Origin of the sequence: Leifsonia sp. EB41, from assembly GCF_041262565.1 — a bacterium.
Taxonomy (GTDB): domain Bacteria; phylum Actinomycetota; class Actinomycetes; order Actinomycetales; family Microbacteriaceae; genus Leifsonia.
Map to the genome: position 1 here is coordinate 2,904,422 of NZ_JBGCCJ010000001.1, position 23,978 is coordinate 2,928,399.

The window sequence follows — 23,978 nt, forward strand, 5'->3', positions numbered from 1 at the left end:
GACGATCCCGCTTCAGAGAAGAACAGAGGACAACCCATGAAGACCCTCACCGTCACCGGCCCCGGCACTGCCGAGCTCGTCGAGGTCCCGCAACCCGACGCGGGACCGCGCGACGTGGTCGTCGCCATCAAGGCGTGCGGCATCTGCGGCTCGGATGTCTACTACGTCCACCGCGGCGGTATCCCGCCCCGCGATGGACACACCCCGCTCGGCCACGAGCCGGCGGGCGAGGTCACCTGGGTGGGCGACGAGGTCGAGGGCGTCGCCGTCGGAGACCACGTGGTGATCAACCCGATGGCGAACCGCGACGGCATCATCGGCAACGGGGGAGCCCAGGGGGCCCTGTCCGACGTCGTCGTGCTCTACGACGCGCAGGCGGGATCGCACTTCCGCGTCATCCCCTCGGACATCCCGTGGCATGTCGCAGCGCTCAATGAGCCGATGGCTGTCGCCTACCACGGCGTCAACCGCTCCGGCGCGGGTGAGGGGAGCAAGGTCGTCGTCTTCGGCTCCGGCCCGGTCGGGCTCGGCGCGGCCATCGGGTTCAAGTCGAATGGCGCTGCACACGTGGTCGTCGTCGATGTCGTCCCCCAACGGCTGGAGAACGCGCTCAAGGTCGGCGCGGACGCCGTCATCAACTCGGCCGAGGAGGACGTCATCCAGCGGCTGAAGGAGCTGCACGGTGAAGCGCCCGGTTTCATGGGAGCGCCGAGCCGACCCGACACCGACGTGTACCTGGACGCCGCCGGCGCGCCCGTGGTGATCGAGACCGCGCTCGCCGCGGTCAAGCATCGTGGAGTCGTCACGATCGTGGCCGTCCACAAGAAGCCGGTCGAGATCGACCTCCAGGAGATCCTGACCAGCGAGGTCGACATCCGCATGGCCATGGGTTACCCGACGGAGATCTTCGAAGTTACCGATTCGATCATCGCCAACGCCGACAAGTACGCGCACATCATCAGCGACCTCGTGCCCTTCGAGGAGGCCGTTCGCGCGGTGGAGCTCGCGTCCACCCCGGGCGCGACGGACAAAGTCGTGGTGGTCTTCGACGATACGAAAGGCTGAGTGCCCGTGTGTGCCGACGGTGCGGTGACCCTGCGTTTCCTTGTCTCTCCGTCCGACATGGATGCCGCCGGCGGCAGCGTGCAGGCCGGGCGGGTCCTGGAGTGGATCGACAAGGCGGGCTACGCGTGCGCCGTCGGGTGGAGCGGGTCGTACTGCGTCACCGCCTATGTGGGCGACGTGCAGTTCAGTCGCCCGATCTCGGCGGACTCCATCGTGGAGGCGCGGGCGCGGATCATCTACACGGGCCGGACGAGCATGCACGTGTTCGTGTCGATCGAGACGTCGGAACTGCGCAATCGTTCCTTCTCCGAGGCGACGCACTGCCTCCTCGTGTTCGTGGCGGTGGACCAGGACGGCACGCCGTGCGAGGTCCCATCTTGGGACCCGTGGAGCAGCGGTGACCGGACGATCTACGCGCGCGCCGAGGCGCGGATCGAACCGCGCAAGGAGATCCGAGCGAAGATGCTCGAACTGCAGAGCATCGGCGCCGGCAGTGTCGCGCCGACCGTATTCCGGTTTCTAGCCAGCCCTGGTGACACGAACTGGGGCGGCAAAGTGCATGGCGGCACCGTGCTGAGGTGGATCGACGAGACCGCCTCGGCGTGCGCGGCGGGCTGGGCGTCGACCTCGGTCGTCGCGGTCTACTCGGGCGGGATCCACTTCTTCCGGCCGATTCCGATCGGCAATCTCGTGGAGATCGCAGCACGGCTGATCCACACGACCGCGCGGAGCATGCACATCAGCGTTGCCGTTCGATCGGCTCACCCGTCGACCCCGGGCGACCTGGAGCTCACGACTCAGTGCATCACGGTGTTCGTCGACAAGGCGTTGGACGGACATGCTGCACCCGTGCGGCAGCTGCCATTGCTGAGCGGCGACGACCGGGCGCTCGATTCGGTGGCCCGCGAGCTGATCGACCTCCGGAGCGCGATGGCCGCTATTCCGTCCACCCTGGTCAGAAACACCGCCTGACCAATTTGATCTGCTTCAGAGAGACCGGCGGCAGACTAAGAGCGTGAGTATCGGTCCGATGAATAGGGAGCTTACGCCGTATCGAGACCTGGACGAGGTCCTGATCGATTACGCGGAGACCTCGCGCTCCGTGCTTGCGGACAACTTTATCGGCGTCTACTTGCTGGGTTCGCTCGCCATCGGTGACTTCGATCTGACGAGCGACGTCGGAAGTTGTACTTCGGGCAACTATGAAAGACCGTCGCCCGAGTATGTGATGATGTAAGCACATTTGCTCCGGGAGGTCAATCGAATGAATCCACGTACGCCCGCCGTCCGCGTCGCCGGCGCTCCCGTCAGTTTCGGCGTATTTGAGCTCACGCCCGAGGACACGTCCGTCGCGCTCCCGGATGGCGCCGCCGTCCTGGCGGCTCTTGTCGAAACAGGCTACGACGGCGTCGACCTCGGTCCCCGTGGATTTCTCGATGGTGGCGGCAGCGCAGACGGGGACAATCTGCGTGCGCGTCTGCTGTCCTCCGGCCTCGATCTCGCGGGGGGTTGGATCGAGCTCCCGCTGAGCGACGACGCCAGCTAATCCGCGGCCATCCCGGAGCTCGAGGCTGCGCTTGACGTGTTCTCAGCTGCCGGTTCTGGCGCAATCCCGCCCCGGCCGACGCTGGCCGACTCCGGCGACGACTTCCGCCGCGCCCACCCCGGAGCTGCGGCTAATCACGGCCTCGACGCTGCCAGCTGGGAGCGCGTCGGCCGCAACCTCGCCGACGCCGCACGTCGGGTGCGCAGCCGTGGCTTCGAACCCACGTTCCACCACCACGCGGGAACGTTCGTTGAGACCCCTGACGAAATTGACCTCCTGCTCGATCGTGTGGATGTCGGGCTGACGTTGGACACGGGTCACCTCCTGATCGGCGGGGGAGACCCAGCGGAGGCGTGGGACCGTTGGGGGTCGCGTATCAACCACGTGCACCTGAAGGACGTCAACCGCGACCGCCTCCGTGCGATCGTCGGCGCGGGAGGCGGAATGGTCGAGGTCTGGTCTGGCGGGACATTCGTGCCGTTGGGCGACGGAGACCTCGATACCACGGCATTCCTCGACGACCTCGTCAAAGCCGGTTACGCAGGCTGGGTGGTCATCGAACAGGATGTGTTGGCAGTGGACCATTATGACTTCGACGCGATCGTCCAGGAGCACCGCCGTAACAGGGACGTGCTGCGCCCCTGGTTCTGAGTTGTCACTCGGAGGCCGGAGGAGGTGGATCAGCGCGGTGGCCCTGTAGTCTCTCGGATCACGAGATTCGGCTCGATGAGCGTCAGCCCGCCTTCTGTGTCCGGGTTCTCGAGCCGCGTAATCAGCGCTTGAGCGGCCGCCGCCCCAACGACAGTGCTGGCGTTGTCGACCGAAGTCAGTTGGACCAGGCGCATCGCCGCTAGCGAAGTGTTGTCGTACCCGACAACCGAGAGGTCTTCTGGTACCGCCAGGCCGCGTTCGCGCGCGGCTGCGAGCACGCCTGTCGCGACCACATCGTTGAACGCGAAGACGGCCGTGGGTGGACAGCCCGACGCAAGGAGGTGGAGCCCCGCCACGTAGCCGTCGCCCTCGGTTGTGCCGCCTGCTTCAACGACGGGATCAGTGATCCCACGCTCGGCGAGGTAGGCCCGGAAGGTGTCCCGGCGGATGGCGGGGATCGCGCCAGGGCCCCCGTCGATGTGTGCAATTCGCCGGTGGCCGAGCCCCCAGAGGTGATCGAGCGCGAGCCGCGTTCCCTTGGCGTCGTCGTTGGCCACGACGTCCAGCCCGGTGCCTGGGAAATCTCGACTGGCGGCGACGACCGTCGGTCGACGACGAGCCGCGTCGCGCAGGGTCGGAGAGGGGGTCATCGTGCCCATCAGCACGAGACCGTCGACGTGGAGGCGGAGGATACTTTCGACAAGTCCGCCGCCTGCATCGTCCAGGCGCTCGTCCGCAAGAACGGTCCGATAGCCGGCTTCTCCCGCTGCGCTGGCGAACCCTTCGAGACAGTCGACGAACCACGGGTTGCGGAGGTCGTTCATCACCACGCCGAAGACGCCGGTGCGCCGGGCGCTCAGGCTCTGGGCGACCAGGCTGGGTTGGTAGCCCAGGTCCGCCATTGCGGCTTCCACGGCCGCGCGCCGCGCAGGGCTGACCTTCGGTGAGCCCTGCAGTACGAGCGAGACCAGCGACTTCGAGACGCCCGCGCGCGCAGCCACCGTCCGGATGGTCGGCTCGGCGCGAGGGGAGTCCATGCCGCAACTCTAACCCGGTCGACGGCGTTGACAGCGCGGCTTCCGGTGCGGCATGCTGTCAGCATTGGACCGGTCCAATACGGCCCAGGAACACACGATGAGGTGGAGGACGAGTGCAGAACGAACGCACAACCCCGGGCGAGCTTCGGGTCGCCGTTGTCGGCTTCGGCTGGATGGGCCGCGTTCACACGCTCGCCTATCGCCGAGCGGTGGAGCATTTCCCCGGGCTGGCGCTCCGACCGAGGCTCAGTGCCGTCGCAGACGAGGTCCCAGGCCGCGCGGACGAGGCTGCAGCGCTCTTCGGATTCGAGCGCGCGGCGACTGACTGGCGAACACTCGTAGACGCCCCGGACATCGATGCCGTCAGCATCACGGCCCCGAACTTCTTGCACCGCGAGATCGGCGAGGCGTTCGCGCGCGCTGGCAAACACATCTGGATCGAGAAGCCGGTCGGGGTCAACGCCGCCGACGCTCGAGCGGTCGAGGCCGCCGCTGCCGCGGCGGGAGTAACCGCGCGCGTCGGTTTCAATTACCGCAACGCTCCAGCGGTGCGACGCGCCAAGCGGCTCATCGAAGAGGGCGCGATCGGCACGCCGACGCACGCCTCGTTCCGGCTGCTGGGCGACTACGCCGCCGATCCCGCCGGTGCGTTCACTTGGCGCTACGAACTGGAGCGAGCCGGACACGGCGTCGTCGGCGACCTGGCCGCGCACGGGGTAGACCTCATCCGCTACCTTCTCGGAGAGGTCGTCGACGTGACCGCGTCCGGCGCGATCTTCATCGGCGAACGGCGTCGCCCGTCGGCCGCGACCACCGGTCACGTCCGCGTCGAGACGGGCGATCTGATCCCCGTGGAGAACGAGGACTGGTCAGCGTCGATGCTCACCCTGGCCTCCGGAGCCAAGGTCACCCTCGAGGCCAGCCGCATCGCGGTCGGCCACCAGAACGACTACGGATTCCGCATCCACGGCACCCACGGTGCGGTTGAGTGGGACTTCCGGCGCATGGGGGAGCTGCTGCAGGCAGGCGGAGAGCAGGCGCAGGACCTGCCGATGGCAACCGTCTTCACCGGGCCAGGCGATGGGGCCTCGGCGGCATTCCAGCCGGGCTCGGCGCTCAGTCTCAGCTACGACGACCTCAAGGTGATCGAGGCCGAGGGCTTCATGCAGGCGATCGCGGGGGTCGAAGCCGCCGACGGCGCCGACCTCTCCGACGCCGTCGCAGCTGCCGACGTCCTGGACGCCATCGCCGCCAGCTCCGAAGCCGGGGCCCGCGTGCCGATCGCGGAGCGCGTCGTGGAGCTGGTCCGATGACGATCCGGGTCGGCGTAATCGGCGCCGGGATCATGGGCTCCGACCACGCTGCGATCGCCGACGGGCGGGTCTCCGGCGCGACGGTGACCGCCGTGGCCGACCTCGATGTCGAGCGTGCGGCCGCCGTTGTGCGAAGCCTGAGGAACGCGCGAGTGGCGGAGTCCCCGTTCGAGTTGATCGCAGCTGAGGATGTCGACGCGATCGTCGTCGCCTCCGCCGACGCCAGTCATGCCGAGTACACCCTCGCCGCGATCGCGGCAGGCAAGCCGGTGCTCTGCGAGAAGCCTCTCGCGCCCGACGTGGGCTCCTGCGACGCCATCGTCGACGCCGACGACCGGGCGAGAGAGCGCCTCGGCCGAGGATTGGTCTCGGTCGGATTCATGCGGCGATTCGACCCCGCATACGTGTCACTCAAGCAGGCGATCGTGGAGGAGTCGATCGGGCGCACGGTTCTGCTCAACTGCGAGAGCCGCGGCGTGACGAGCGGACCGGGAACGACCAGCGAGGGCGCGATCACGGGCTCCACCATCCACGAGCTGGACATCGTCCCGTGGTTGCTCGACTCTCCCGTCGTCGAAGCGCGGTGGGACGCCCCCGTCTCGGCAGTAGAGGGGCTGGTCGACCCGCATGTCGTCACGTTGCGCACCGAGAGCGGGGCGCTCGCCGTGGTGGAGACCTACCTCAACGCCCGCTACGGCTATGACATCCGCTGCGAGGCCGTCGGCACTACGGGGACCGCAGCCATCCACACCACCGACGACGGCCGGGTGACGATCACCGGCGAGCTGCACCGCGCCGAGAGTTACGGCGCGGACTGGCGCCGCCGGTTCGCCGAGGCATATCGCATCGAGGTGCAGGCGTGGGTGGACTCGCTTCGCGACGAGCAGCCGAGCCCGCTCGCCGACGCCCGCGCCGGCCGCGCGGCGACCGTGCTCGCCCAGGCGGTCATCGACTCGATGCACGAGCGCAGGACCGTGGAGGTGCCGCGGTGAACGGCCTTCCGGTCCTGGCATCCGCGGTGCCGGACTCCAGGGACGCTCCCGCGCTCGGCTGGGGTGTCGTCGGCACCGGGTGGATCGCCAAGCGCTTCGTCGACGCGCTCCACGCCCACACGCGCCAGCGGGTCGTCGCCGTCGCGGCGCGACGCCCGGGGAGTGCGGAAGCATTCGCCGGCACCCACGGAGTGCCGACGGCGCATCCGGACGTCGCGGCCCTCCTGGCCGACCCTGCCGTCGACGTGGTGTACATCGCCACCCCGCACCCATCGCACGCCGAGTTGGCGATCGCCGCCATCGACGCGGGCAAGCATGTGCTCGTCGAGAAGCCACTCGCACTCGACGCGGCCCAGGCGAGGGAGGTCGCCTCACGAGCCCACGCGGCGGGCGTCTACTGTGCGGAAGCGCTCTGGACGTTCTTCCTCCCACGGTTCGACGTTGTGCGTCGCCTCGTCGAGCGCGGAGAGATCGGCGACCTCCGAACCGTACTCGCCGAGTACGGCGAGTACCTGCCCGACGACCATCGGGCGATGAGCCCGACGCTCGCGGGCGGAAGCCTGCTCGACCTCGGCACCTACCCGATCGCGCTGGCCGCCCGCTGGACCGGCCGTCCCGCCACCGTGCGCGCGGTGGGTGAGACGAACCGTTCCGGGGTCAACGCTCAGACCGGCGCGCTCGTCCAGGACGAGAGCGGACGGATCGCGGTCCTCCACACTTCGCTGATCGCGGGAAGTGCGACCACCGCGGCGCTGATCGGAACCGAGGGCTCGATCGAGCTCCCCGGCCCGTTCTACCACCCGGGCACCGTGCTCCTGCGCACCAGGGACGGACGAGCCCGCGCAGTCTTCGACGAGCCGCGCATCGGCCACGCCGGCCTGCGCTTCGAGGCTGCCGCCGTCGCCCGCGACATCGCGGACGGCCGCACCGAGTCGGCGGTCCGGCCACTCGCCGACACCATCGCCTTCCTCGAGCTGATGGACGCGATCCGTGCAGAGGCCGGGATCGACTTCGACGCAGCAAGGGAGCTCGTCCGATGAGCCTCGGCATCCTCCCCGCCGACCACGAACGGGCCACGCTCATTGGGCGCGCCTGGGTTCCCAACATCGGCCCCGCGGTCGTCGCCGTCCGCGACGGCGAGCTGCACGACGTGACAGCGACCTTCCCGACCGTGAGCAGCGTGATCGAGACAGGCCGCGCCGCCGACGCGCTCCGGAGCGCCTCGGGAACGGTCATCGGCTCCGTCGACGAAATCGCCGGCAACTCCGGGACGGGCGCCCACTCCTCCCGGCCTTCGCTGCTTGCCCCCGTCGACCTCCAGGTGCTCAAAGCCGCAGGGGTGACATTCGCCGTCTCGATGATCGAGCGGGTCATCGAGGAGCGTGCCCGCGGCGACCTCGCCGCGGCAGCCGCAATCCGGGAGCAGCTCAGCGACCGCATCGGGCACGACCTCGCTGCACTGCGCCCCGGCTCGCCCGAGGCGCTCGCGGCAAAGGAATACCTGATTGCGGAGGGCTGGTGGAGCCAGTACCTCGAGGTCGGCATCGGCCCCGACGCAGAGATCTTCACCAAGGCCCCCACCCTGTCGGCGGTCGGCTATGGGGCCGACATCGGGGTACTCCGTACGTCGGAGTGGAACAACCCTGAGCCCGAGGTCGCGCTCCTGGTCGACTCACACGGCGCGGTCGCCGGAGCGATGCTCGGCAACGACGTCAACCTCCGGGATGTCGAAGGGCGATCAGCTCTCCTGCTTCCCCGCGCTAAGGACAACAACGCCTCCTGTTCCCTGGGCCCGTTCGTGCGCCTGTTCGACGACGGATTCGGGATCGACGACGTACGAACGGCACGTGTCCGGCTCGATGTGACCGGTCATGATGGGTTCGAACTCGAAGGCTGGTCCGATATGGGCCAGATCAGCAGGGACCCGCTCGACCTCGTGGGTCAGCTCATCGGAGACCACCACCAGTACCCCGACGGCGCCGTGCTCATGCTCGGGACGCTGTTTGCGCCAACAGCCGATCGGCGCGAGCCCGGGCTGGGCTTCTCGCACGAACCCGGCGACATTGTGCGGATCTCCTCGCCGGCGTTGGGCACGCTCACGAATCGCGTTCAGCACAGCGAGGACTGTCCGCCCTGGACGTTCGGCCTCTCGGCGCTGTTCCAGAACCTCGCCTCCCGCGGACTGACCCTGCCTGCAGCAACGACGATCACAGGAGAACGACAGCGATGATCCTCACCCACGACCCGCGCACGGGCGCCTCGGTGGCGATCGGCATCGACCCGACCACAACCGGGGAGGTCAAGGCGATCGTCGCCGCAGCCGCACGCGCTGCAGGCGAACTCGCCCGAATGGACAGGGGACGACTGGCCGAGCTGCTGGAGACGATCGCGGACTCGGCGGAGGCCAACGCGGACGACCTCGTCGCCGTCGCCGCCCGCGAGACCGGGCTTTCAACAGAACGCCTCGCCGGTGAGCTTCGTCGCAGCGTTTTCCAGTTCCGCCTCTTCGCCGAGGCAGTCCGCGAGGGAAGCCACCTCGAAGCCGCCGTCGACCACGCCGGTCCCACAGCTCTCGGTCCCGCCCCCGACGTGCGGCGCATGCTGATCCCGCTCGGTCCGGTCGCCGTGTTCGGCTCCAGCAACTTCCCCTTCGCGTTCAGCATCCTCGGCGGCGACACCGCCTCAGCGCTCGCCGCGGGCAACTCTGTCGTACTCAAAGCGCACAGCTCACATCCCGAGACCTCCGTCCTCTCCCACGGCGTGCTGCGCGCCGCGGTCCTGATCGCCGGCTTCCCTGAGGGAACCGTCGGAATCGTGTACGGCCAAGAGGCCGGGCGCGCTCTGGTCCGGGAACCCGAGGTGGCAGCGGTCGGCTTCACCGGATCGCTCGGAGCCGCCGAAGCCCTTCAGTGCGCCATCGCCGAACGGAGCACCCCCATCCCGTTCTACGGCGAGCTCAGTAGCGTCAACCCGCTCATAGTCACCCCGGCTGCGGCGAGCCGACGCGGCGCCGGAATCGCGCGCGGGCTGCACAGCTCGGTGACTGGGTCGGGCGGTCAGCTCTGCACGAAACCTGGCCTCGCCTTCATCCCCGCCGGCGAGGCCGGCGACGCGCTGGTCGCCGAACTGGTTAAGGCGACTATGCGGACCGCGCCTGCGGTCCTCCTGAACGCGCGGATCGCCGACGCGTACCGGGAGATCAGCGCCCGGCTCGCCGAGTCCGCACCCGTCATCGCCGCCGGGGACGGCGACACCGGCCCCGGCTACCGGGTCGAACCACAGGTGTTGGAGATCGACGCCACACGATTCGGTCCAGAGCACGCGGAGGAGTGCTTCGGACCGCTCGTCGTCGCGGTGCGCTATCGCGACGAGAACGAGATCGCCGCAGCGCTCGAACGGATCCCCGCCTCGCTGACGGCGACGATCCACAGCGAACCGGGCGATCGCCTCGACGCTCTGATCGGCGCTTTGACCCCGAAGGCGGGACGACTCGTCTTCGACGGCTACCCGACCGGCGTACGCGTCTCGTGGGCGCAGCACCACGGAGGTCCGTGGCCGGCCACGAACACCCAGCACACGTCCGTCGGGGTTACGGCGATGCGCCGCTTCCTGCGACCGTTCGCGTGGCAGGACGCGCCACAGTCGGTGTTGCCCCGCGAGCTCCGCGACGGCCCGGTCGACCTCCCTCGTCGTGTCGACGGCTCACTCGTCCTGCCGGAGCCGCTCGCGCCAACGGGGTGCGGTTCGTGAAGGCGGCGCGCTGGCACGCGCGCGGCGACGTGCGCGTGGAGGAGGTGCCGGATCCGGTGCCCGCGCCGGACGAGCTCATCCTGCGGGTCGAGTGGTGCGGGATCTGCGGCACCGACCTCGAAGAGTACCGGGAGGGACCGATCACCATCCCGGTCGACCGTCCGCACCCGCGGCGAGGCTCCCGGGCGCCGGTCACGCTCGGCCACGAGGTGGTCGGCCGGGTCGCCGTTGCCGCAGCCGATGGCAGTGGGCCGCCGATCGGCGCGCTCGTCGTTCCGGACGTCGTGATCGGTTGCGGCGAATGCTGGTGGTGCCTCCGCCACCAGGAGGGGCTGTGTGTCGAGCTGGCGGTGCGCGGTCAGACTGAGGACGGCGGCCTCGCCACCTTCATGGCCGCGCGCGCCCGCACCTGTCTGGTCGTTCCCGAGGGCGTCACTGCGGCCGAAGCGGCCCTTGTCGAGCCGGCCTCCGTCGCCGTGCGCGCCCTGGCCAAGGCCGGGTCGGTCGCCGGCGCGAGCGTCGCCGTGGTCGGCGGGGGGACGATCGGACAGCTGGTCGCCCGGGTCGCTGCCGCTGTAGGGGCCGCCCACGTGATCGTCGTCGACCCGGTCGCGGAGCGCCTCGCGCTCGCACGCCGGCACGGCGCCGCCGCGCTCCGTCCCGACGAGGTGGATGGCGTCTACCGCACCGTGGACGTCGCCGTCGAAGCAAGCGGCGCAGCCTCCGCCCTCCCGCTCGCCGTCCGGCTCACTCGGCGCGGAGGCATCACCGTCGCGTTGGGTATCGCCCCCGAGCCGGTGGCACTCGACCGCATCGACCTGGTGCTCGGCGAGAAGCACCTCGTCGGGTCCGCCGCCCATCTCTGGGACGACGACAGCTCCGTAGCGCTCGACCTCATCGCGTCCGGCCGCGTGCAGGTGGCCGACCTCGTCAGCCACCGCGTCCCGCTCGATAACGTGCTCGACGCGATCGAGCTCCTCGACAACCGGGACCCGACCGTGCTGAAAGTGCTGGTCGACTGTGCCTGAGCCCACCACGCGCATCTCCGCCGTCGATACGTTCGCCACCTTCGGAGGCGTGCGCAACTGGCTGTTCGTCCGGGTCACCACCACCGACGGGCTGCACGGCTGGGGCGAGGCGTCCACCGAGCTGTGGGAGTCCACCGTCGAGGCCGCCGTCCACGAGCTTGGGAACCGCCTCCTCGGTTCCAATGCCCTCGCCACCGAGCCGCTCTGGCAACGCGCCAACCGCCACGGATTCTGGCGGGGAGGGGTCGTGCTCTCCAGCGCGCTCGCCGCCATCGACCAGGCGCTCTGGGACATCCGGGGTCGCTTCCACGGGGTCCCGGTGTACGCCCTGCTCGGCGGCCCGTCGCGAGAGTGGATCGAGACGTACCGCCACGTCGGCATCTACGACCCGGACCGGCTGGCCGAGGAGGCACGCGCCCTGATCGCCGCCGGCACCCGCACGCTCAAGACCGGTGCGTGGGTCGCCGACAGTCCGGCGCCCGAGCGCGAACGCCTTCGCAGGGCCGAGCATCGCCTACGGACCTTGCGCGAGGCCGTCGGCGACGACGTCGAGATCCTCATCGACAACCACGGCCGCGCGCGCCCCGACGAGGCGATCCGGTTGATCGAGACGGCGGCTGCCTCACGTCCACGCTGGATAGAGGAACCGATTGCGCCGGAGGCGCCCGAGCTGGTAGCACCCGTGGCCGAGGCCGCGCGTCGGCACGGAATCTCGATCGCTCTCGGGGAGCGCTTGTTCTCGCGTTGGGAGTTCCGGCCCGTCCTCGAACGTCAGCTCGTCGATGTCGTCCAGCCCGACCTCTGCCACGCGGGAGGGATCACCGAGGTGGTCAAGATCGCCTCCCTCGCCGAGGTCTACCGCGCCGTCGTCGCTCCACACAACCCGGCCGGTCCAGTCTCGACGGCCGCGGCCGCGCACGTCGGGATGGCGATCCCGAACTTCGACATCCTTGAACTCTGCATCGATGGCCCACGAGCATCGGAGGTCGTCGCTGAGCCGTGGACGCTCGACGGCCATCGTCTCCTTGTGCCGGATCGACCCGGACTGGGTATCGACCTCGACGTGGAGGCCATTCTCGACCAGCCGCCGAGACCCATTGTGGTCCCGAGTGAGGCGTACGCCGCCGACGGCAGCGTACGAGACGTCTAAGGAACATAACGGAAGTAGGTATCAGATGGCACGGGCCGTCACCATGTGGGAGTTCTCCTGGCTGCTGCGGCGGCAAGGGGAGCAGCGCGAGTACGCCGACACAGAGCGGGTGCTCGACGAGCTCGCCGAACGCGGCTACGACTGCGTCCGAATTGACGCGTTCCCACACCTCATCGCCGCCGACAGGGATGGACACACGAGCGGCACGTTCGCCGTGCACCCTCAGCCAGACCATTTCATGTGGGGGCCGCACGGCGGCAACGTGACCGTGGTGGACCCGGCGGGCGCACTGGCCGCGTTCGTCACCGGTTGTCGCGACCGCGGGATCACCGTCGCCCTATCCAGCTGGTTCAACGACGACGACGAGCACCGGCGTCTCGGGATCGAGACCCCGGCCGACCTCGCGCGGGTGTGGGAGGAGACGCTCGGCGCGCTGGAGGCCCGCGGCCTCCTCGACGCTATCGAGTACGTCGACCTGTGCAACGAGTTTCCCCTCGACGACTGGCTTCCGGCCGCGCACGAAGCGATCTTCGGCCGCCCGCAGGACACGCAGCCGAGCATCCCCGGTCAGGCCGTCGAGGGGGGCTGGGTCTGGAGCGCGGAACAGCGCGAGCGTATCCGCGCCTACTTCGCCGCGGTCAATGGCCTCCGGGCGCGCTGGCCGCAGTTGCGGTTCACGGTGTCGGTCGCTCCGGTCTCCGAATCGGTCTACGACCTCGACTACCGCGACCTGGATCTCATCGAGACCCACATCTGGCTCTCCAGCAACGTGGCCGAGTTCGCTGCTGCCACAAACTTCTCGCTCGACGAGTACGGGTTCCCCGGGGCGTGGCAAAAGCAGGTCGACAGCCTTGACGACGTCTACTGGCCTCACCCGGAGCGATGGCACCGCCGGCTCGGGGAAGAGATGGCGCGCTGGGCCGCTGTCGCTCGAGCCCAAAACCGTTCCCTCTGGACCACCGAGGGTTGGTCGCACATCTTGCTCGACGATTTCACCTCACCTTTGGGGCACCACGCCTGGGACTATGTGAAATCCGTCGCCGAATATGCCGTCCCGAAAGCGCTCGCACTCGGGTGGGAAGGTGTGTGTACATCCAATTTCGCAGAGCCGCACTTCCCGGAGCTCTGGGCCGATGTCGAGTGGCATCGGACCATGACCGACCTAATCCGGAACCACACGGCGTCGTGAGAGCCGAGCAGCTCACCGGCCCGCTGTGCGAACACGGCGAGGGTCCTGCCTGGTCGGAACGCTGGGCAGGGCCGCGGTGGGTGGACATGCTGGCCGGTGACGTCCTCGAACTGCAGCCGGACGGGTCCGTGCGGCGCAGACATACCGACCGCGTTGCTGCGTTCACCCGGCCTCGCTCGGGTGGAGGCTGGATGGTCGCCGGCCGGTCCCGACTGTCGGCGACGAGCGGGGACGACCTCGATGCGAAACTCGACGTAGGGCCGGAGCTCTGGTCGGCCGCCGACGTGCGCAGCAACGATGGCGCCTGCGCACCGGACGGCAGCCTCTTGCTCGGCACGATGGCCGATGATGCGACGGAAGACCGCGGGTTCCTCGCCGCTGTCGAGCGGGGCGACACACGACGTGTGTGTGCGGCCACCATCTCAAACGGTCTCGGTTTTACTTCCGACGGCGGCGCACTCTACATCGACAGCACCTTGCGCCGCATCGATCGTTTCGACTGGGATCCGATCCACGGTCTGACAGGGAGGCGTCCCTGGGTCGACGTGTCGCACGCTCCCGGTATCCCGGACGGTCTGTCGGTCGCAGCAGACGGCGGTGTCTGGGTGGCGTTTTTCGGTGGCGCAAGCGTGCGGAGATACGGACCGGAAGGCAGGGAGGAGGCGGTAGTGCCCATCCCCGTCGCGCAGCCGACGGCCGTCGCGTTTGTTGGAGCGGGGGAGCTGGCGGGCGGCCTTGTCGTCACCACTTCCCGTTACGCACTCGGCGCGGCCGCGGAGCGGAGTGCCGGAGCGCTTTTCGCGATCCCGGGCGCCGGAGAGGGCGCCCGGGTCCACGAGTGGAGCGGCGAGCTGCGGTGACTTCGGTTCAGCCCTTCGATCCCGCGAACGAGAGCCGGTCCTGGATCTGTCGGCTGAGCCCGACGTACACCAGCAGCGGAGGCCACACCGAGACGAAGATGGCGCCGACGAGGTAACCCCAGAACGTGGTGAACGTCCCCTGGAACTGGGCGAGCCCGAGCGGGACGGTGAAGTTCTCCGCCGACCGCTCGTACACGAGAGGGAAGAGGAAGTCGTTCCAGATCCACAGCGCGTAGACCGTGCCGACAGTCGCGAACGCGGAGCGCGTCATCGGAAGGACGACCCGCCAAATCGTGGTGAAGAGCCCCGCCCCGTCGATGCGGGCCGCCTCCTCGAGCTCGACCGGCACCGCCATGAACGCGGCGCGCAAGAAAAGGATCGCGAACGGTGCCCAACTCAAGTACTGCAGGATCAGCGCGACCAGGGTGTCGCTGAGACCGAACGCCGACATCTGCAGCGCTGAGGGGAGGACGATCGTCTGGGCCGGGATGAGCTGACCGGCGACGAAGATCGCGAAGAGGATCGCCATGCCGGCGAATTTCATTCGGGCGAACGCGTAGGCCGCGAGGCCCTCGATGATGAGGATGCCGGTGACCGAAACGATCGTGATCAGGGCGCTGTTGATGTACAGAGACCCAAACGCGCCCTGGTTCCACGCGTTGACGATGTTGTCGAAGTTCAGCGAGGTCGGTAGCGAGAACGGGTTGCCGATGATGTCGGAGGACTTCTTGAACGCGCTCGTCGTGACCCAGAGCAGCGGGAACAGCACGACGATCGCGAGTGCGCACAGCCAGACGTAGGAGCCGACTTTCGCCGGAAGTGAGAAGCGTGCGAATTTCATGGCGTTCCTAACGGGGGGCTTTCTCGCCGCGGGTGATCCGGAGCTGGATGACTGCGATGATGCAGAGGATGACGAACAGGGCGACGCCGATCGCGTTGCCATAGCCGACGTCGTTGCCGCCGAAGGAGACGCTATAGAGGTACGTCACCAGCGTGTCCGACGCGTGGAACGGCCCGCCGGCGGTCATGACGTAGACGGTGTCGAAGAGCCGGAACGAGTTGATGAATCCGAGCAATACGACGACCGACGCGACCGGCTTGATCGTCGGCAGCACGATCTGCCACAGGATGCGACCCTGCGACGCCCCGTCCACCTCCGCCGCCTCACAGATCTCGTCATTCACCTGCGTCAGAGCGCTGAGGAAGAGGACGACGGAGAAGCCGAAGTTCTGAAGGATGTACGTTGCGGTCACCGACGGCAGTGCCCACTTCGCATCTCCGAGCCACGGTTGCGCCCACGCACCGAGCCCGACTGCGCGAAGCCCCTCGTTGATCAGTCCCTGCGACGGGCTGAAGAAGAAGATCGCCAGCATTGCCATCGCGACGGTGGAGATGACGACCGGCGCGAAGAAGACGATCCGGAAGAACGCGCCGCCGCGGATACCCGCGTGGATGATCGCGGCGAGGACGAAACTCCCCGCGGACATGAAGAAGAACACCATGACAGCGACGAACACATTGTGCCCGAAGCTGCTCCAGAACAGGCCGTCCGTGAACAGTCTTTGATAGTTGGCGACTCCGACGAACTTGATGTCCGCCAGGTTGATGCCATTCCACGAGGTGAAGCTGAGCACCACGGCCCCGACGATAGGCACGAGCTGGAACACCGCGTAGAGGATGCCGGCAGGTGCGATGAGCGCGTACGCCTTCCACGACGGCTCCGCGCCGGCGCGTGACACGCGCCGGACGCGGAGCTTCGCAGTCGAGATCACTGCTGTTGCCATGAGGTTTCTAGCCGTTCGCCTTCTGGGCGGCCTCGGTGGCCGACTCCAGCTGCTGCGCGAGCTGCTGGGGGGTGATATCGCCCGACATCAGGCCCACGCTGCCCTGCCAGATGTACTTCGTGTAGATGTTCACGTCGATGCCCTGGTCGTTGTAGAGGGCGGAACCGTCCGAGCCGGTGTCCTTGACGAAGCCGGAGATGGTGTTCCACTGCGTCTTGATGGACTTGTCGACGTCAAGCGCGCTGCTGTTCGTCTTGTACGGCATGAACGAGAGCGATTCCTTCTGGTACTGGCTGGCCACCTCCGGCCGGCTGAGGTACTCGAGGAACTTCTCCGTCGAGGCTGTGTCGGCCTTCTTGCTCACCATGAGCACCGAGTTGGCGATCGTGATGTCGGTGCCCTTGCCCTTGCCGTCCTTGAACGGCGGGAACAGCATGACACCTGGCGTGAACGACGGCTGAGATGCCTGGATGGTGTTCAGGAACCAGGAGCCCATCTCGTAGAACCCGACGTCACCCTTCAGGAAGAGCGAGTCAGCTGTCGCCTGCGCCTCGCCGAGGAAGCCGTCCTGGAAGTAGGGCTTCATGTCGACGTACGCCTGAAGTGCGTTCACGACCTCCGGGTCGGTCCACTTGGGGGTGTCCGGCTGGCCGGCGCTGACACTGCGGTCGTAGAGCTGCTGGGTAGCCTTCGAACCAAGCGCACGCTGGACCAGGTCGTTCAGGTAGTGACCGCCGGGCCACTGGTCCTTCGCGCCGATCACCGCAGCGTTGCCGCCGGCCGACTTGATTTTCTTCATCGCGGCGAGCATGTCCTCAAAAGTGTGGATCGAGGACGCCTCGATGCCGTACTTCTTGAGGTAGACCGGGTTGAACCAGATCAGGTTGCCGACGTTGTAGCCGGTGCTGACTCCATACACCTTGCCTTCGTAGGTGTTGCCGGTGACGGCTCCGCCGAGCGCCCTCGACTTGATGGTGCTGTTGTAGAAGGAAGTGATGTCCTGGATGACGCCCGACTTCGCGAAGTTGTAAACCTCGGGCCCAGAGATGTCGCTCGCAAGCGACGGCGGATTGCTCGACGAGAGCGCGGTGCGCACCGCCGGCTGGTAGGTCGAGCCGCTGTTCGGCTGGACCTGGTTCTGCACTTTGATGCCGGTCGCCTTGGTGAAGCCGTCGAACAGATGCTGTGCGGCGACCTTTCCGACGGGGTCGGACCAACGGTTCATGACACTGATGCTGCCTGAACCGCTCGAACCGGAGCTCGAGCAGCCGGCGAGGGCAAGCCCGACGACTGCGGCTCCTGCCAGCAGTGTCGCCAGGCGACGTCGGACGCGGCGACCCTCGCGCCGTTGTGTTGACTTCATCGTCTCTCCTCTTGGTGGGGGACCGGTCAATGGACCAGTCGGGTGGGGGTTCCCCCGGTCAGCCGATGGGATCGGGCTGAAGTTCGAGTGCGTCGGCGACGGGGGCGTCGGACGCGTGGTGCCGCTGGCGGTACGAGTGGGATGTCTGGTACTCCGACCGGTAGTCGGTCGGGGTCATCCCGCGGTTGCGGCGGAGTTCGTGTGTGAGGTGGCTGGTGTCGTAGAAGCCGGTGCGGACGCTGATTTCGCCGATCGACTGGGAGGTCGTGGCCAGAAGGTCGCACGCGGCCATCAGTCGGACCCGGAGCAGGTACTTGTGCGGGGTGACGCCGAAGTGCTGCTTGAACAGGCGACTGAAGTTGCTGGGCGACATGAGCACGCTCCCGGCCAGATCGCCGACCGTGAGTGCTCGTGCGTAGTCGCGGGTGATCAGCTCGATCGCTGGCGTGAGTGTGCGCAGGCTGTCGGAGGCGGCCTCCTTGATGGTGAGGCTGCGGGTGACGCCGAGAAGTCCGGTGATCGCGCCCTCCGGATTGCGGATGGCGGTCTTCGTGCTGACGAACCAGTCGTAGGATCCGTCGCGGTTGCGGACGAGTTCGACCAGGTCGATCAGCGGCTCGCCGGTCTCAAGGACCGCAATGTCGTAGTTGCGATAGTGCTCGACCAGGTACTCCGGGGAGAAATCCTCGTCGCGCTTGCCGATGATCTGCGCCTTGCTGCGGCAGCCCATCAGCGACACGAAAGGCTCGGAGCAGTCGACGAAGATACGGTCGGCGTTCTTCACGAAGATGAACAGATCGGGCACGTGGTCGAAGGCGCTGATCAGCGCCCTGCCGGTTTGTTCCAAACCGCTCAACGGAAGCGCACTGCCGTCCGGTGAGGTTGTGAACGTTGCGTGGGTTTCCATTGCACCTCCTCGTGCGTTGCGATCACTGGGTGAGCTGTCCGCTCATGTCAGGACAAGCATCACCCCGAGGTCGATCACAGCACAACGGTTCTACGGTCGAGTCGGCTGGAATTTACAAGAAACGAATCGGAATTTCCAACACACCTCGAGACGGTTCTTCCTATCGTCGAAGGAGGCAATGAGGAAGGACTCGTGAGACATGGACGATGACGCCCGCGCAGTGAAGGAGCCGACAACGCATTCCGCGTCGGCGCCGCCACCACTGGTCTCGATCGGCAGTTGGGCATTCAGCTTCGGCCCCTACGAGTCGCACCCGTGGAGCTTCGACCGGTTCGCTGATTTCGCCGCGGAGGCCGGCTACGACGGAGTCGAGATCAACGGATTCCGCCCTCACCCGCACGAGGAGGACTACGCGGAGGCCGACGCCAAGCGGCTTCGCGTCCAGCTCGCAGACAAGGGCCTCGGCATCTCCGGCTTCGCCCCCGATCTGCGGTCCACCCCGCCCGCCGAGGTGCCGGAGGAGGTCTACCTCGCGCGGATCGCGCGGATCGCCGACTTCGTCGGCGCCGCGGAGATCCGGACCGTGCGCGTCGACACGATCACCCCGCCGACCGGACCGGCCACGGCCGATCCGGAGGAGGCACTGGCACGACTCGCGAAGACCTGGCGCGCCTCCGCGCAGTGTCTGGCGGACGTCGGCGCCCGGCTCGTCTGGGAGTTCGAGCCGGGCTTCTGGATCAACCGTCCGAGCGACATCGTCCGGGTCGTCGAGGAGGTCGATCACGCGAACTTCGGGCTTCTGTTCGACACCTCGCACGCCCACACCCTTGGCCGCTATGGTCGCCGGCAGGGGCAGGATCCCGAGCTGCTGAGCGGCGGGGCTGCGGAGTTCGCCTCGCGGGTGGCCCCCTGGGTGCGTCACCTGCACCTGATCGACAGCGACGGCAGCCTTCATGACGAAGACACCAGCGTTCACCTCCCGTTCGGGCAGGGCGAGCTGGACTTCCAGGAGGTGCTGGACGGGCTCGGCCCCGTCGCCGCAGGCTTGGAGTGGTGGACGGCCGACTATTGTTTCTGGCCGAAGACAGAGTTCGATGCGCTCCGCGGGGCGAGCGAGCTCCGCGCGATCCGCGACACGTTCCTCAGCCGCCAGCAGAGCATCAGGGAGCACGCATGAGAGCAGCAGCCATCACCGGACCGGGCGCTGTCGAGATCGTTGACCGCCCACAGCCCCACGGTTTGGACGACCTCGTCGTCGTCCAGATCCTCGTCGCACCGATGTGCACGGAGTTCAAGTCCCGGCAATCCGGCGACGTCTCCGACTCGCTCGGCCACGAGGCCGCGGGCGTCGTCGTCGACGCCGGGTCCTCTACGCGGGTAGAGGTAGGTGACCGCGTCGTGGTGATGCCGGGCAACGCGTGCGGCACCTGCCGTTACTGCATCGCCGGGGAGCACATCCACTGCCCGTTCCAGCGCGACGTGCTGACTGAATCGGCGCAAACATACGGCACTGCCACCTATGCCGAGTATGTGCTGAAACCCGACTGGCTGCTCGTCCCCGTCCCCGACGATGTCTCGCTGATCCACGCCTCGGCGGCGTGCTGTCTTCTCGGCCCGAGCTTCAACGCCAGCCAGCGGATGAACGTCTCCGCTTCGGACACCCTGCTCGTCGCCGGCTGCGGACCGGTCGGGCTCGGCGCGATCATCAACGGGGTGACCCGCAACGCGGACGTCCTCGCCCTGGAGGTGAACCCCTGGCGCGCCGAGCTCGCCCGCACCCTCGGAGCGACGGTCTTCGACCCAACAGCGGACGGCGTCGTCGAGCAGATCCTCGACGCGACAGGCGGCTGGGGCGTCACGGCTTCCATCGAGACCAGCGGCGTCTGCTCCAACCCCGCACTCCTCGCTTCGGTGTCCGCCCGCCGGGCCGGTCTGAGCGTCGTCGCTTGGGGGCTGGACATCGCGTTGCCCCCGATCGTTCCGCTGGGCCTCGACATCCACGGTGTCTGGCACTGGAAGCATCAGACCGACGGCTGGCGCATGATCGAGACAATCCGCAAGTCGACCGACCTCCTCGACACGGCGATCACGCACAGCTTCCCCCTCGACCAGGTCTCCGACGCGATGGATGTGCAGGATTCCGGCCGATGCGGCAAAGTGGTGCTCTTCCCCCAGGGGGTGAGCGATCTGTGACCACCATCGTCACGCTCGCTGGTGAAGGCGAGTACGAATCCGACGTCACAATGCGACCGGTCGCCGAGGGCATCGCACGCGACCTCGGCGCCACACTCGACTACCGAACGACCAGCGTCATCGAGGACGTCCCCGATTTCCCCGAGTCCAGCTTCGGCGGCCTCGACGCGCTCGCCGACGCCGACCTCCTGCTGCTCTACACACGGTTCCGCGTGCTGCCGGACGACGAGGTCGCCGCGCTCGCGGCCTACCTGGAGCGCGGAGGCGCCGTCGTGGCGCTGCGCACCTCCAACCATGCGTTCCACCCGGTGGCTGGGTCGGCATGGGAGAGCTGGACCGCAGGTTTTGCTAGACGTTACCTCGGCAGCGCCTGGTCGACTCACCACGGCCACACCTCCCGCACACGTGTGGAGGTCGTTGCAGACGACCCGATCACCGCTGGTCTCCCCGCAGAGTTCGAGGTCGACTCGTGGCTTTACGTCAACGAGCCGCCCGCCGCCGCGCGGGTCCTGCTCGCCGGCGACCCGATCGACCCTGAGATCGATCCGCAGCCGTCGCCGGTCGCGTGGGCCTGGGACGACAGAGGTCGTCGCGTGTTCTACACGAGTCTCGGCAGTCAAAGTGATCTCGAGCGACCGGAGGTGCTGCGCCTGCTCACCCAGGCTTCCCGCTGGGCCATTGAGGGCGACCGATGAAGGCTGCTTCGCTCGGCTACCTGGACGAGGGCTCCGGTCCGCCGCTCGTGCTGTTGATGGGCCTCGGCGCGACGGCTGAAGCCTGGCGGCCGCACTTGGACGCCTGGGCAGCAGAATTCCGCTGCATTGCAGTGGACAACCCGGGGGCCGGGGGCTCGGAACTCGGTGGCGAACCATTGACTGTGGCGGCGATCGCTGCGCGCGTGGCCGCCCTGCTTGACGAGCTCGGGATGGAGCGGGTTGCGGTCGCGGGCATCTCGATGGGAGCGTGCACGGCCCAAGAGCTCGCTCTACAGCGACCCGACCTGGTCTCCCGACTGGTACTCGTCGCCCCGTGGGCCGTGAGCGACGCATACACCGACGGCGTCCTTGAGTCTCTGGTCGCATCGCGGACCGACTCGTCATCTCGGCATTTCGCCCTCCACCTGCGCAACACGGTGTGGACGCCGGAGTGGATCAATGAGCACGCGGAGCAGTTCGAGTCCGACCTCGCCCAGGAGCCGGTGATCAGTCTGGAGGCGTTCACGGCTCAGGCCACAGCATGTTCGACGCATGACACGCGCGCCCGGCTCGCCGCTATCGATGTGCCGACCTTGGTGACTGTTGGAACCGAGGACGTCTTCATTCGCCCCGGGCTGTCCTATGCGGTCGCTGATGGAATCTCCGGTGCAGAACTCCGGATGTTCGGCGGGACGGGACACGTGCACCACTGGGAGCGCCTGGACGAGTTCAACACGATCGTGGGGGAGTGGCTGAGGTGAACGGTGTCGATCGCTTCGCGTGTCAGACGTACAGCTGGCAGATGTCTGCTGACCGTTTCCGGGGTGAGACTCGGCACATGGCTGAGACCGCCTCACGCGCCGGTTTCGCCGGGTTCGAGCCGGAGATCTTCATGCTCGGTCCCGGCTGGACCGCACGGCGGCTCGACGAGGATCTCGCGTCGGCTCCGCTGCGGCTGGCCGCGCTGTGCCTCGTCCGCGACTGGCGCGGCGAGCGCGAGACCGACAACGAGCGACAGGAGGCCGACGCGGCGATCGACGCAGTCGCCGGTCATCCTGGTGCCGTGCTGAACCTTGTAGTCATGCCAGGCGCTGACCGGACGAACCGACGCGAGAGGCAGGTCAACGCCCTCGCGTGCATGCGGGAGGTTGCGAAACGCGCCGCCGACCGTGGCGTGATCGCCACGTTCCACCCGAACTCCCCGGCCGGATCCGTCTTCCGCACTCCCGACGACTACACGTTGCTACTGAACGAGCTTCCCGCGCCGCTCGGCTTCACGCCGGACGTCGGGCACATCGCAAAGGGCGGCATGGACCCGATCGCCTTGATCCGGCAGGCGTCCGACGTCATCCGCCACGTCCACATCAAAGACATCGACGCCGACGGAACCTGGGCACCGACCGGCGAGGGAGTACTCGACATTCCCGCTATCGTCTCAACCCTTGACGATGTCGGCTACCGGGGATGGATCGCCTTCGAGGACGAGTCGCTCCTCGCCGAGCGTGACCCCGATGAGGCTGTGCGCCGCACCGGCGCCTACATTCACCGAACATGGTCGACCGTCACGGAGGAGATTCGATGACCTGGTTGCTCGCTGCCAACACCTTCATCTGGCATTCGCCGTTGACCGACGAGATCCTCGCCGATCGGTTGCCACGCCTGGCGGACTGGGGGTTCGACGCTGTCGAGCTCCCGCTTGAGAACCTGGGGGACTGGGATCCCGAGCGCACGCGCGACCTCCTGGCGCAGACGGGGCTCTCCGCCGTTGTCGGCGCGGTCTTCGCCCCGGGCCGGGAACTCGCGGCTGCCGACGAGGCGACGCAGAGTTCGACGCTCCATTACATGCGGACGGCCATCGACGTGGCACATCGGCAGGGGTCTGACATGGTCATCGGGCCGGCATACACCTCCGTCGGCCGTACGTGGCGGCTCAGCCCCGTCGAACGGTCGTCGGTGCTTGCCGAGTTGACCGAGAACTATCGCCGCCTGGCCGACTACGCCGGGGAACGCGGTGTCCGCATCGCGCTTGAACCGTTGAACCGTTACGAGACCAGTCTGTTCAATACGACCGCCCAGCTGCTCGAATTCATCGAGCCGTTCGATTCGGCGGTGATCGGCTTGAACCTCGACACGTACCACATGAACATCGAGGAGCGGTCCTTCGCCGATCCACTACGCGCCGCCGGCGACCGGCTGCTGCACCTGCAGGTCTGCGGGAACGACCGCGGCGCGCCCGGCGACGACCTGACCCCGTGGGACGAGATCTTCGGCGCGCTCGACGAGATCGCCTACACCGGGCTGCTGGGGATCGAGTCGTTCACCGCGGACAACGCCTCTATCGCAACGGCCGCCTCGATCTGGCGACCGCTCGCTCCCACACAGGACCAGCTCGCACAGGACGGACTGCGCTTCCTCCGTGCTGAGCGAGCGCGGTACGGGGCAGGTCGCTGACCCG

The 23,978-nt window shown here is 67.7% G+C and carries 25 protein-coding genes; 20 read left to right on the forward strand and 5 right to left on the reverse strand.

Features of this window, described 5'->3' with window-relative positions:
- The first annotated feature begins 36 nt into the window (after positions 1-36).
- From ABH923_RS14420 to ABH923_RS14440, 5 genes are read left to right on the forward strand one after another with little or no spacing between them, the layout of a single operon-like run.
- Positions 37-1,065, forward strand: a complete 1,029-nt coding sequence (locus ABH923_RS14420; protein WP_370056074.1) for a zinc-binding dehydrogenase — start codon at positions 37-39, stop codon at positions 1,063-1,065.
- Between the two features lie 57 nt (positions 1,066-1,122).
- Positions 1,123-2,037 (forward strand): acyl-CoA thioesterase, encoded by a 915-nt coding sequence (locus tag ABH923_RS14425; RefSeq protein WP_370057372.1) that lies wholly within the window; start codon positions 1,123-1,125, stop codon positions 2,035-2,037.
- A 43-nt stretch (positions 2,038-2,080) separates the two neighbouring features.
- Positions 2,081-2,302, forward strand: coding sequence for a hypothetical protein (locus tag ABH923_RS14430; protein ID WP_370056075.1), 222 nt, complete (start codon positions 2,081-2,083; stop codon positions 2,300-2,302).
- Between the two features lie 27 nt (positions 2,303-2,329).
- Positions 2,330-2,611, forward strand: coding sequence for a hypothetical protein (locus ABH923_RS14435; protein WP_370056076.1), 282 nt, complete (start codon positions 2,330-2,332; stop codon positions 2,609-2,611).
- Positions 2,612-2,647: 36 nt separating this feature from the next.
- Entirely contained in the window at positions 2,648-3,262 is a 615-nt protein-coding gene (locus tag ABH923_RS14440; protein ID WP_370056077.1) for a TIM barrel protein, read from the forward strand.
- A gap of 29 nt (positions 3,263-3,291) precedes the next feature.
- Here the strand turns inward: ABH923_RS14440 and ABH923_RS14445 are convergent, their stop codons facing one another.
- Complete coding sequence (locus ABH923_RS14445; RefSeq protein ID WP_370056078.1) at positions 3,292-4,299, reverse strand: LacI family DNA-binding transcriptional regulator; 1,008 nt, start codon at positions 4,297-4,299, stop codon at positions 3,292-3,294.
- Between the two features lie 113 nt (positions 4,300-4,412).
- Here ABH923_RS14445 and ABH923_RS14450 point away from each other — a divergent pair, with 113 nt between their 5' ends.
- Genes ABH923_RS14450 through ABH923_RS14490 form a run of 9 tightly spaced genes read left to right on the forward strand, consistent with a single transcriptional unit; the run spans position 4,413 to position 14,581 of the window.
- On the forward strand, positions 4,413-5,612 hold the full coding sequence (locus ABH923_RS14450; protein WP_370056079.1) for a Gfo/Idh/MocA family protein: 1,200 nt from the start codon (positions 4,413-4,415) through the stop codon (positions 5,610-5,612).
- Entirely contained in the window at positions 5,609-6,604 is a 996-nt protein-coding gene (locus ABH923_RS14455; protein WP_370056080.1) for a Gfo/Idh/MocA family protein, read from the forward strand. Before ABH923_RS14450 ends, ABH923_RS14455 begins: the two co-directional genes overlap by 4 nt.
- Positions 6,601-7,644, forward strand: coding sequence for a Gfo/Idh/MocA family protein (locus ABH923_RS14460; protein WP_370056081.1), 1,044 nt, complete (start codon positions 6,601-6,603; stop codon positions 7,642-7,644). The genes ABH923_RS14455 and ABH923_RS14460 overlap by 4 nt, the downstream gene beginning before the upstream one ends.
- Positions 7,641-8,834: a fumarylacetoacetate hydrolase family protein gene (locus ABH923_RS14465; protein ID WP_370056082.1), complete on the forward strand. Its 1,194-nt coding sequence runs from the start codon at positions 7,641-7,643 to the stop codon at positions 8,832-8,834. The genes ABH923_RS14460 and ABH923_RS14465 overlap by 4 nt, the downstream gene beginning before the upstream one ends.
- Positions 8,831-10,354 carry an aldehyde dehydrogenase (NADP(+)) gene (locus ABH923_RS14470; protein ID WP_370056083.1) on the forward strand — a complete coding sequence of 508 codons (1,524 nt, stop codon included), beginning with the start codon at positions 8,831-8,833 and terminating at the stop codon, positions 10,352-10,354. Before ABH923_RS14465 ends, ABH923_RS14470 begins: the two co-directional genes overlap by 4 nt.
- On the forward strand, positions 10,342-11,382 hold the full coding sequence (locus ABH923_RS14475) for an alcohol dehydrogenase catalytic domain-containing protein (RefSeq protein ID WP_370056085.1): 1,041 nt from the start codon (positions 10,342-10,344) through the stop codon (positions 11,380-11,382). Before ABH923_RS14470 ends, ABH923_RS14475 begins: the two co-directional genes overlap by 13 nt.
- Entirely contained in the window at positions 11,375-12,532 is a 1,158-nt protein-coding gene (dgoD, locus tag ABH923_RS14480) for a galactonate dehydratase (RefSeq protein ID WP_370056086.1), read from the forward strand. Before ABH923_RS14475 ends, dgoD begins: the two co-directional genes overlap by 8 nt.
- Positions 12,533-12,557: 25 nt before the next feature.
- A complete protein-coding gene (locus tag ABH923_RS14485) occupies positions 12,558-13,721 on the forward strand; it encodes a cellulase-like family protein (RefSeq protein ID WP_370056087.1) in 1,164 nt (387 codons plus the stop codon).
- A complete protein-coding gene (locus ABH923_RS14490) occupies positions 13,718-14,581 on the forward strand; it encodes an SMP-30/gluconolactonase/LRE family protein (RefSeq protein WP_370056088.1) in 864 nt (287 codons plus the stop codon). The genes ABH923_RS14485 and ABH923_RS14490 overlap by 4 nt, the downstream gene beginning before the upstream one ends.
- Positions 14,582-14,588: 7 nt before the next feature.
- Here ABH923_RS14490 and ABH923_RS14495 read toward each other — a convergent pair whose 3' ends face one another.
- From ABH923_RS14495 to ABH923_RS14510, 4 genes are all read right to left on the reverse strand, one after another.
- Positions 14,589-15,422, reverse strand: coding sequence for a carbohydrate ABC transporter permease (locus ABH923_RS14495; protein ID WP_370056089.1), 834 nt, complete (start codon positions 15,420-15,422; stop codon positions 14,589-14,591).
- A gap of 7 nt (positions 15,423-15,429) precedes the next feature.
- Entirely contained in the window at positions 15,430-16,365 is a 936-nt protein-coding gene (locus tag ABH923_RS14500; RefSeq protein ID WP_370056090.1) for a carbohydrate ABC transporter permease, read from the reverse strand.
- 7 nt (positions 16,366-16,372) lie between these two features.
- Positions 16,373-17,590, reverse strand: coding sequence for an ABC transporter substrate-binding protein (locus ABH923_RS14505; protein WP_370056091.1), 1,218 nt, complete (start codon positions 17,588-17,590; stop codon positions 16,373-16,375).
- A 196-nt stretch (positions 17,591-17,786) separates the two neighbouring features.
- Positions 17,787-18,635, reverse strand: a complete 849-nt coding sequence (locus ABH923_RS14510) for a helix-turn-helix domain-containing protein (protein ID WP_370056092.1) — start codon at positions 18,633-18,635, stop codon at positions 17,787-17,789.
- 199 nt (positions 18,636-18,834) lie between these two features.
- Between ABH923_RS14510 and ABH923_RS14515 the strand changes: the two genes are divergently transcribed.
- From ABH923_RS14515 to ABH923_RS14540, 6 genes are read left to right on the forward strand one after another with little or no spacing between them, the layout of a single operon-like run.
- Positions 18,835-19,812, forward strand: a complete 978-nt coding sequence (locus ABH923_RS14515; RefSeq protein WP_370056093.1) for a sugar phosphate isomerase/epimerase family protein — start codon at positions 18,835-18,837, stop codon at positions 19,810-19,812.
- Entirely contained in the window at positions 19,809-20,828 is a 1,020-nt protein-coding gene (locus ABH923_RS14520) for a zinc-binding dehydrogenase (protein ID WP_370056094.1), read from the forward strand. Before ABH923_RS14515 ends, ABH923_RS14520 begins: the two co-directional genes overlap by 4 nt.
- Positions 20,825-21,523, forward strand: a complete 699-nt coding sequence (locus ABH923_RS14525; RefSeq protein ID WP_370056095.1) for a ThuA domain-containing protein — start codon at positions 20,825-20,827, stop codon at positions 21,521-21,523. Before ABH923_RS14520 ends, ABH923_RS14525 begins: the two co-directional genes overlap by 4 nt.
- Positions 21,520-22,284 carry an alpha/beta fold hydrolase gene (locus ABH923_RS14530; RefSeq protein ID WP_370056096.1) on the forward strand — a complete coding sequence of 255 codons (765 nt, stop codon included), beginning with the start codon at positions 21,520-21,522 and terminating at the stop codon, positions 22,282-22,284. The genes ABH923_RS14525 and ABH923_RS14530 overlap by 4 nt, the downstream gene beginning before the upstream one ends.
- Positions 22,272-23,105 (forward strand): sugar phosphate isomerase/epimerase family protein, encoded by an 834-nt coding sequence (locus ABH923_RS14535; protein ID WP_370056097.1) that lies wholly within the window; start codon positions 22,272-22,274, stop codon positions 23,103-23,105. The genes ABH923_RS14530 and ABH923_RS14535 overlap by 13 nt, the downstream gene beginning before the upstream one ends.
- A complete protein-coding gene (locus ABH923_RS14540) occupies positions 23,102-23,974 on the forward strand; it encodes a sugar phosphate isomerase/epimerase family protein (protein WP_370056098.1) in 873 nt (290 codons plus the stop codon). Before ABH923_RS14535 ends, ABH923_RS14540 begins: the two co-directional genes overlap by 4 nt.
- Positions 23,975-23,978 lie beyond the last annotated feature (4 nt).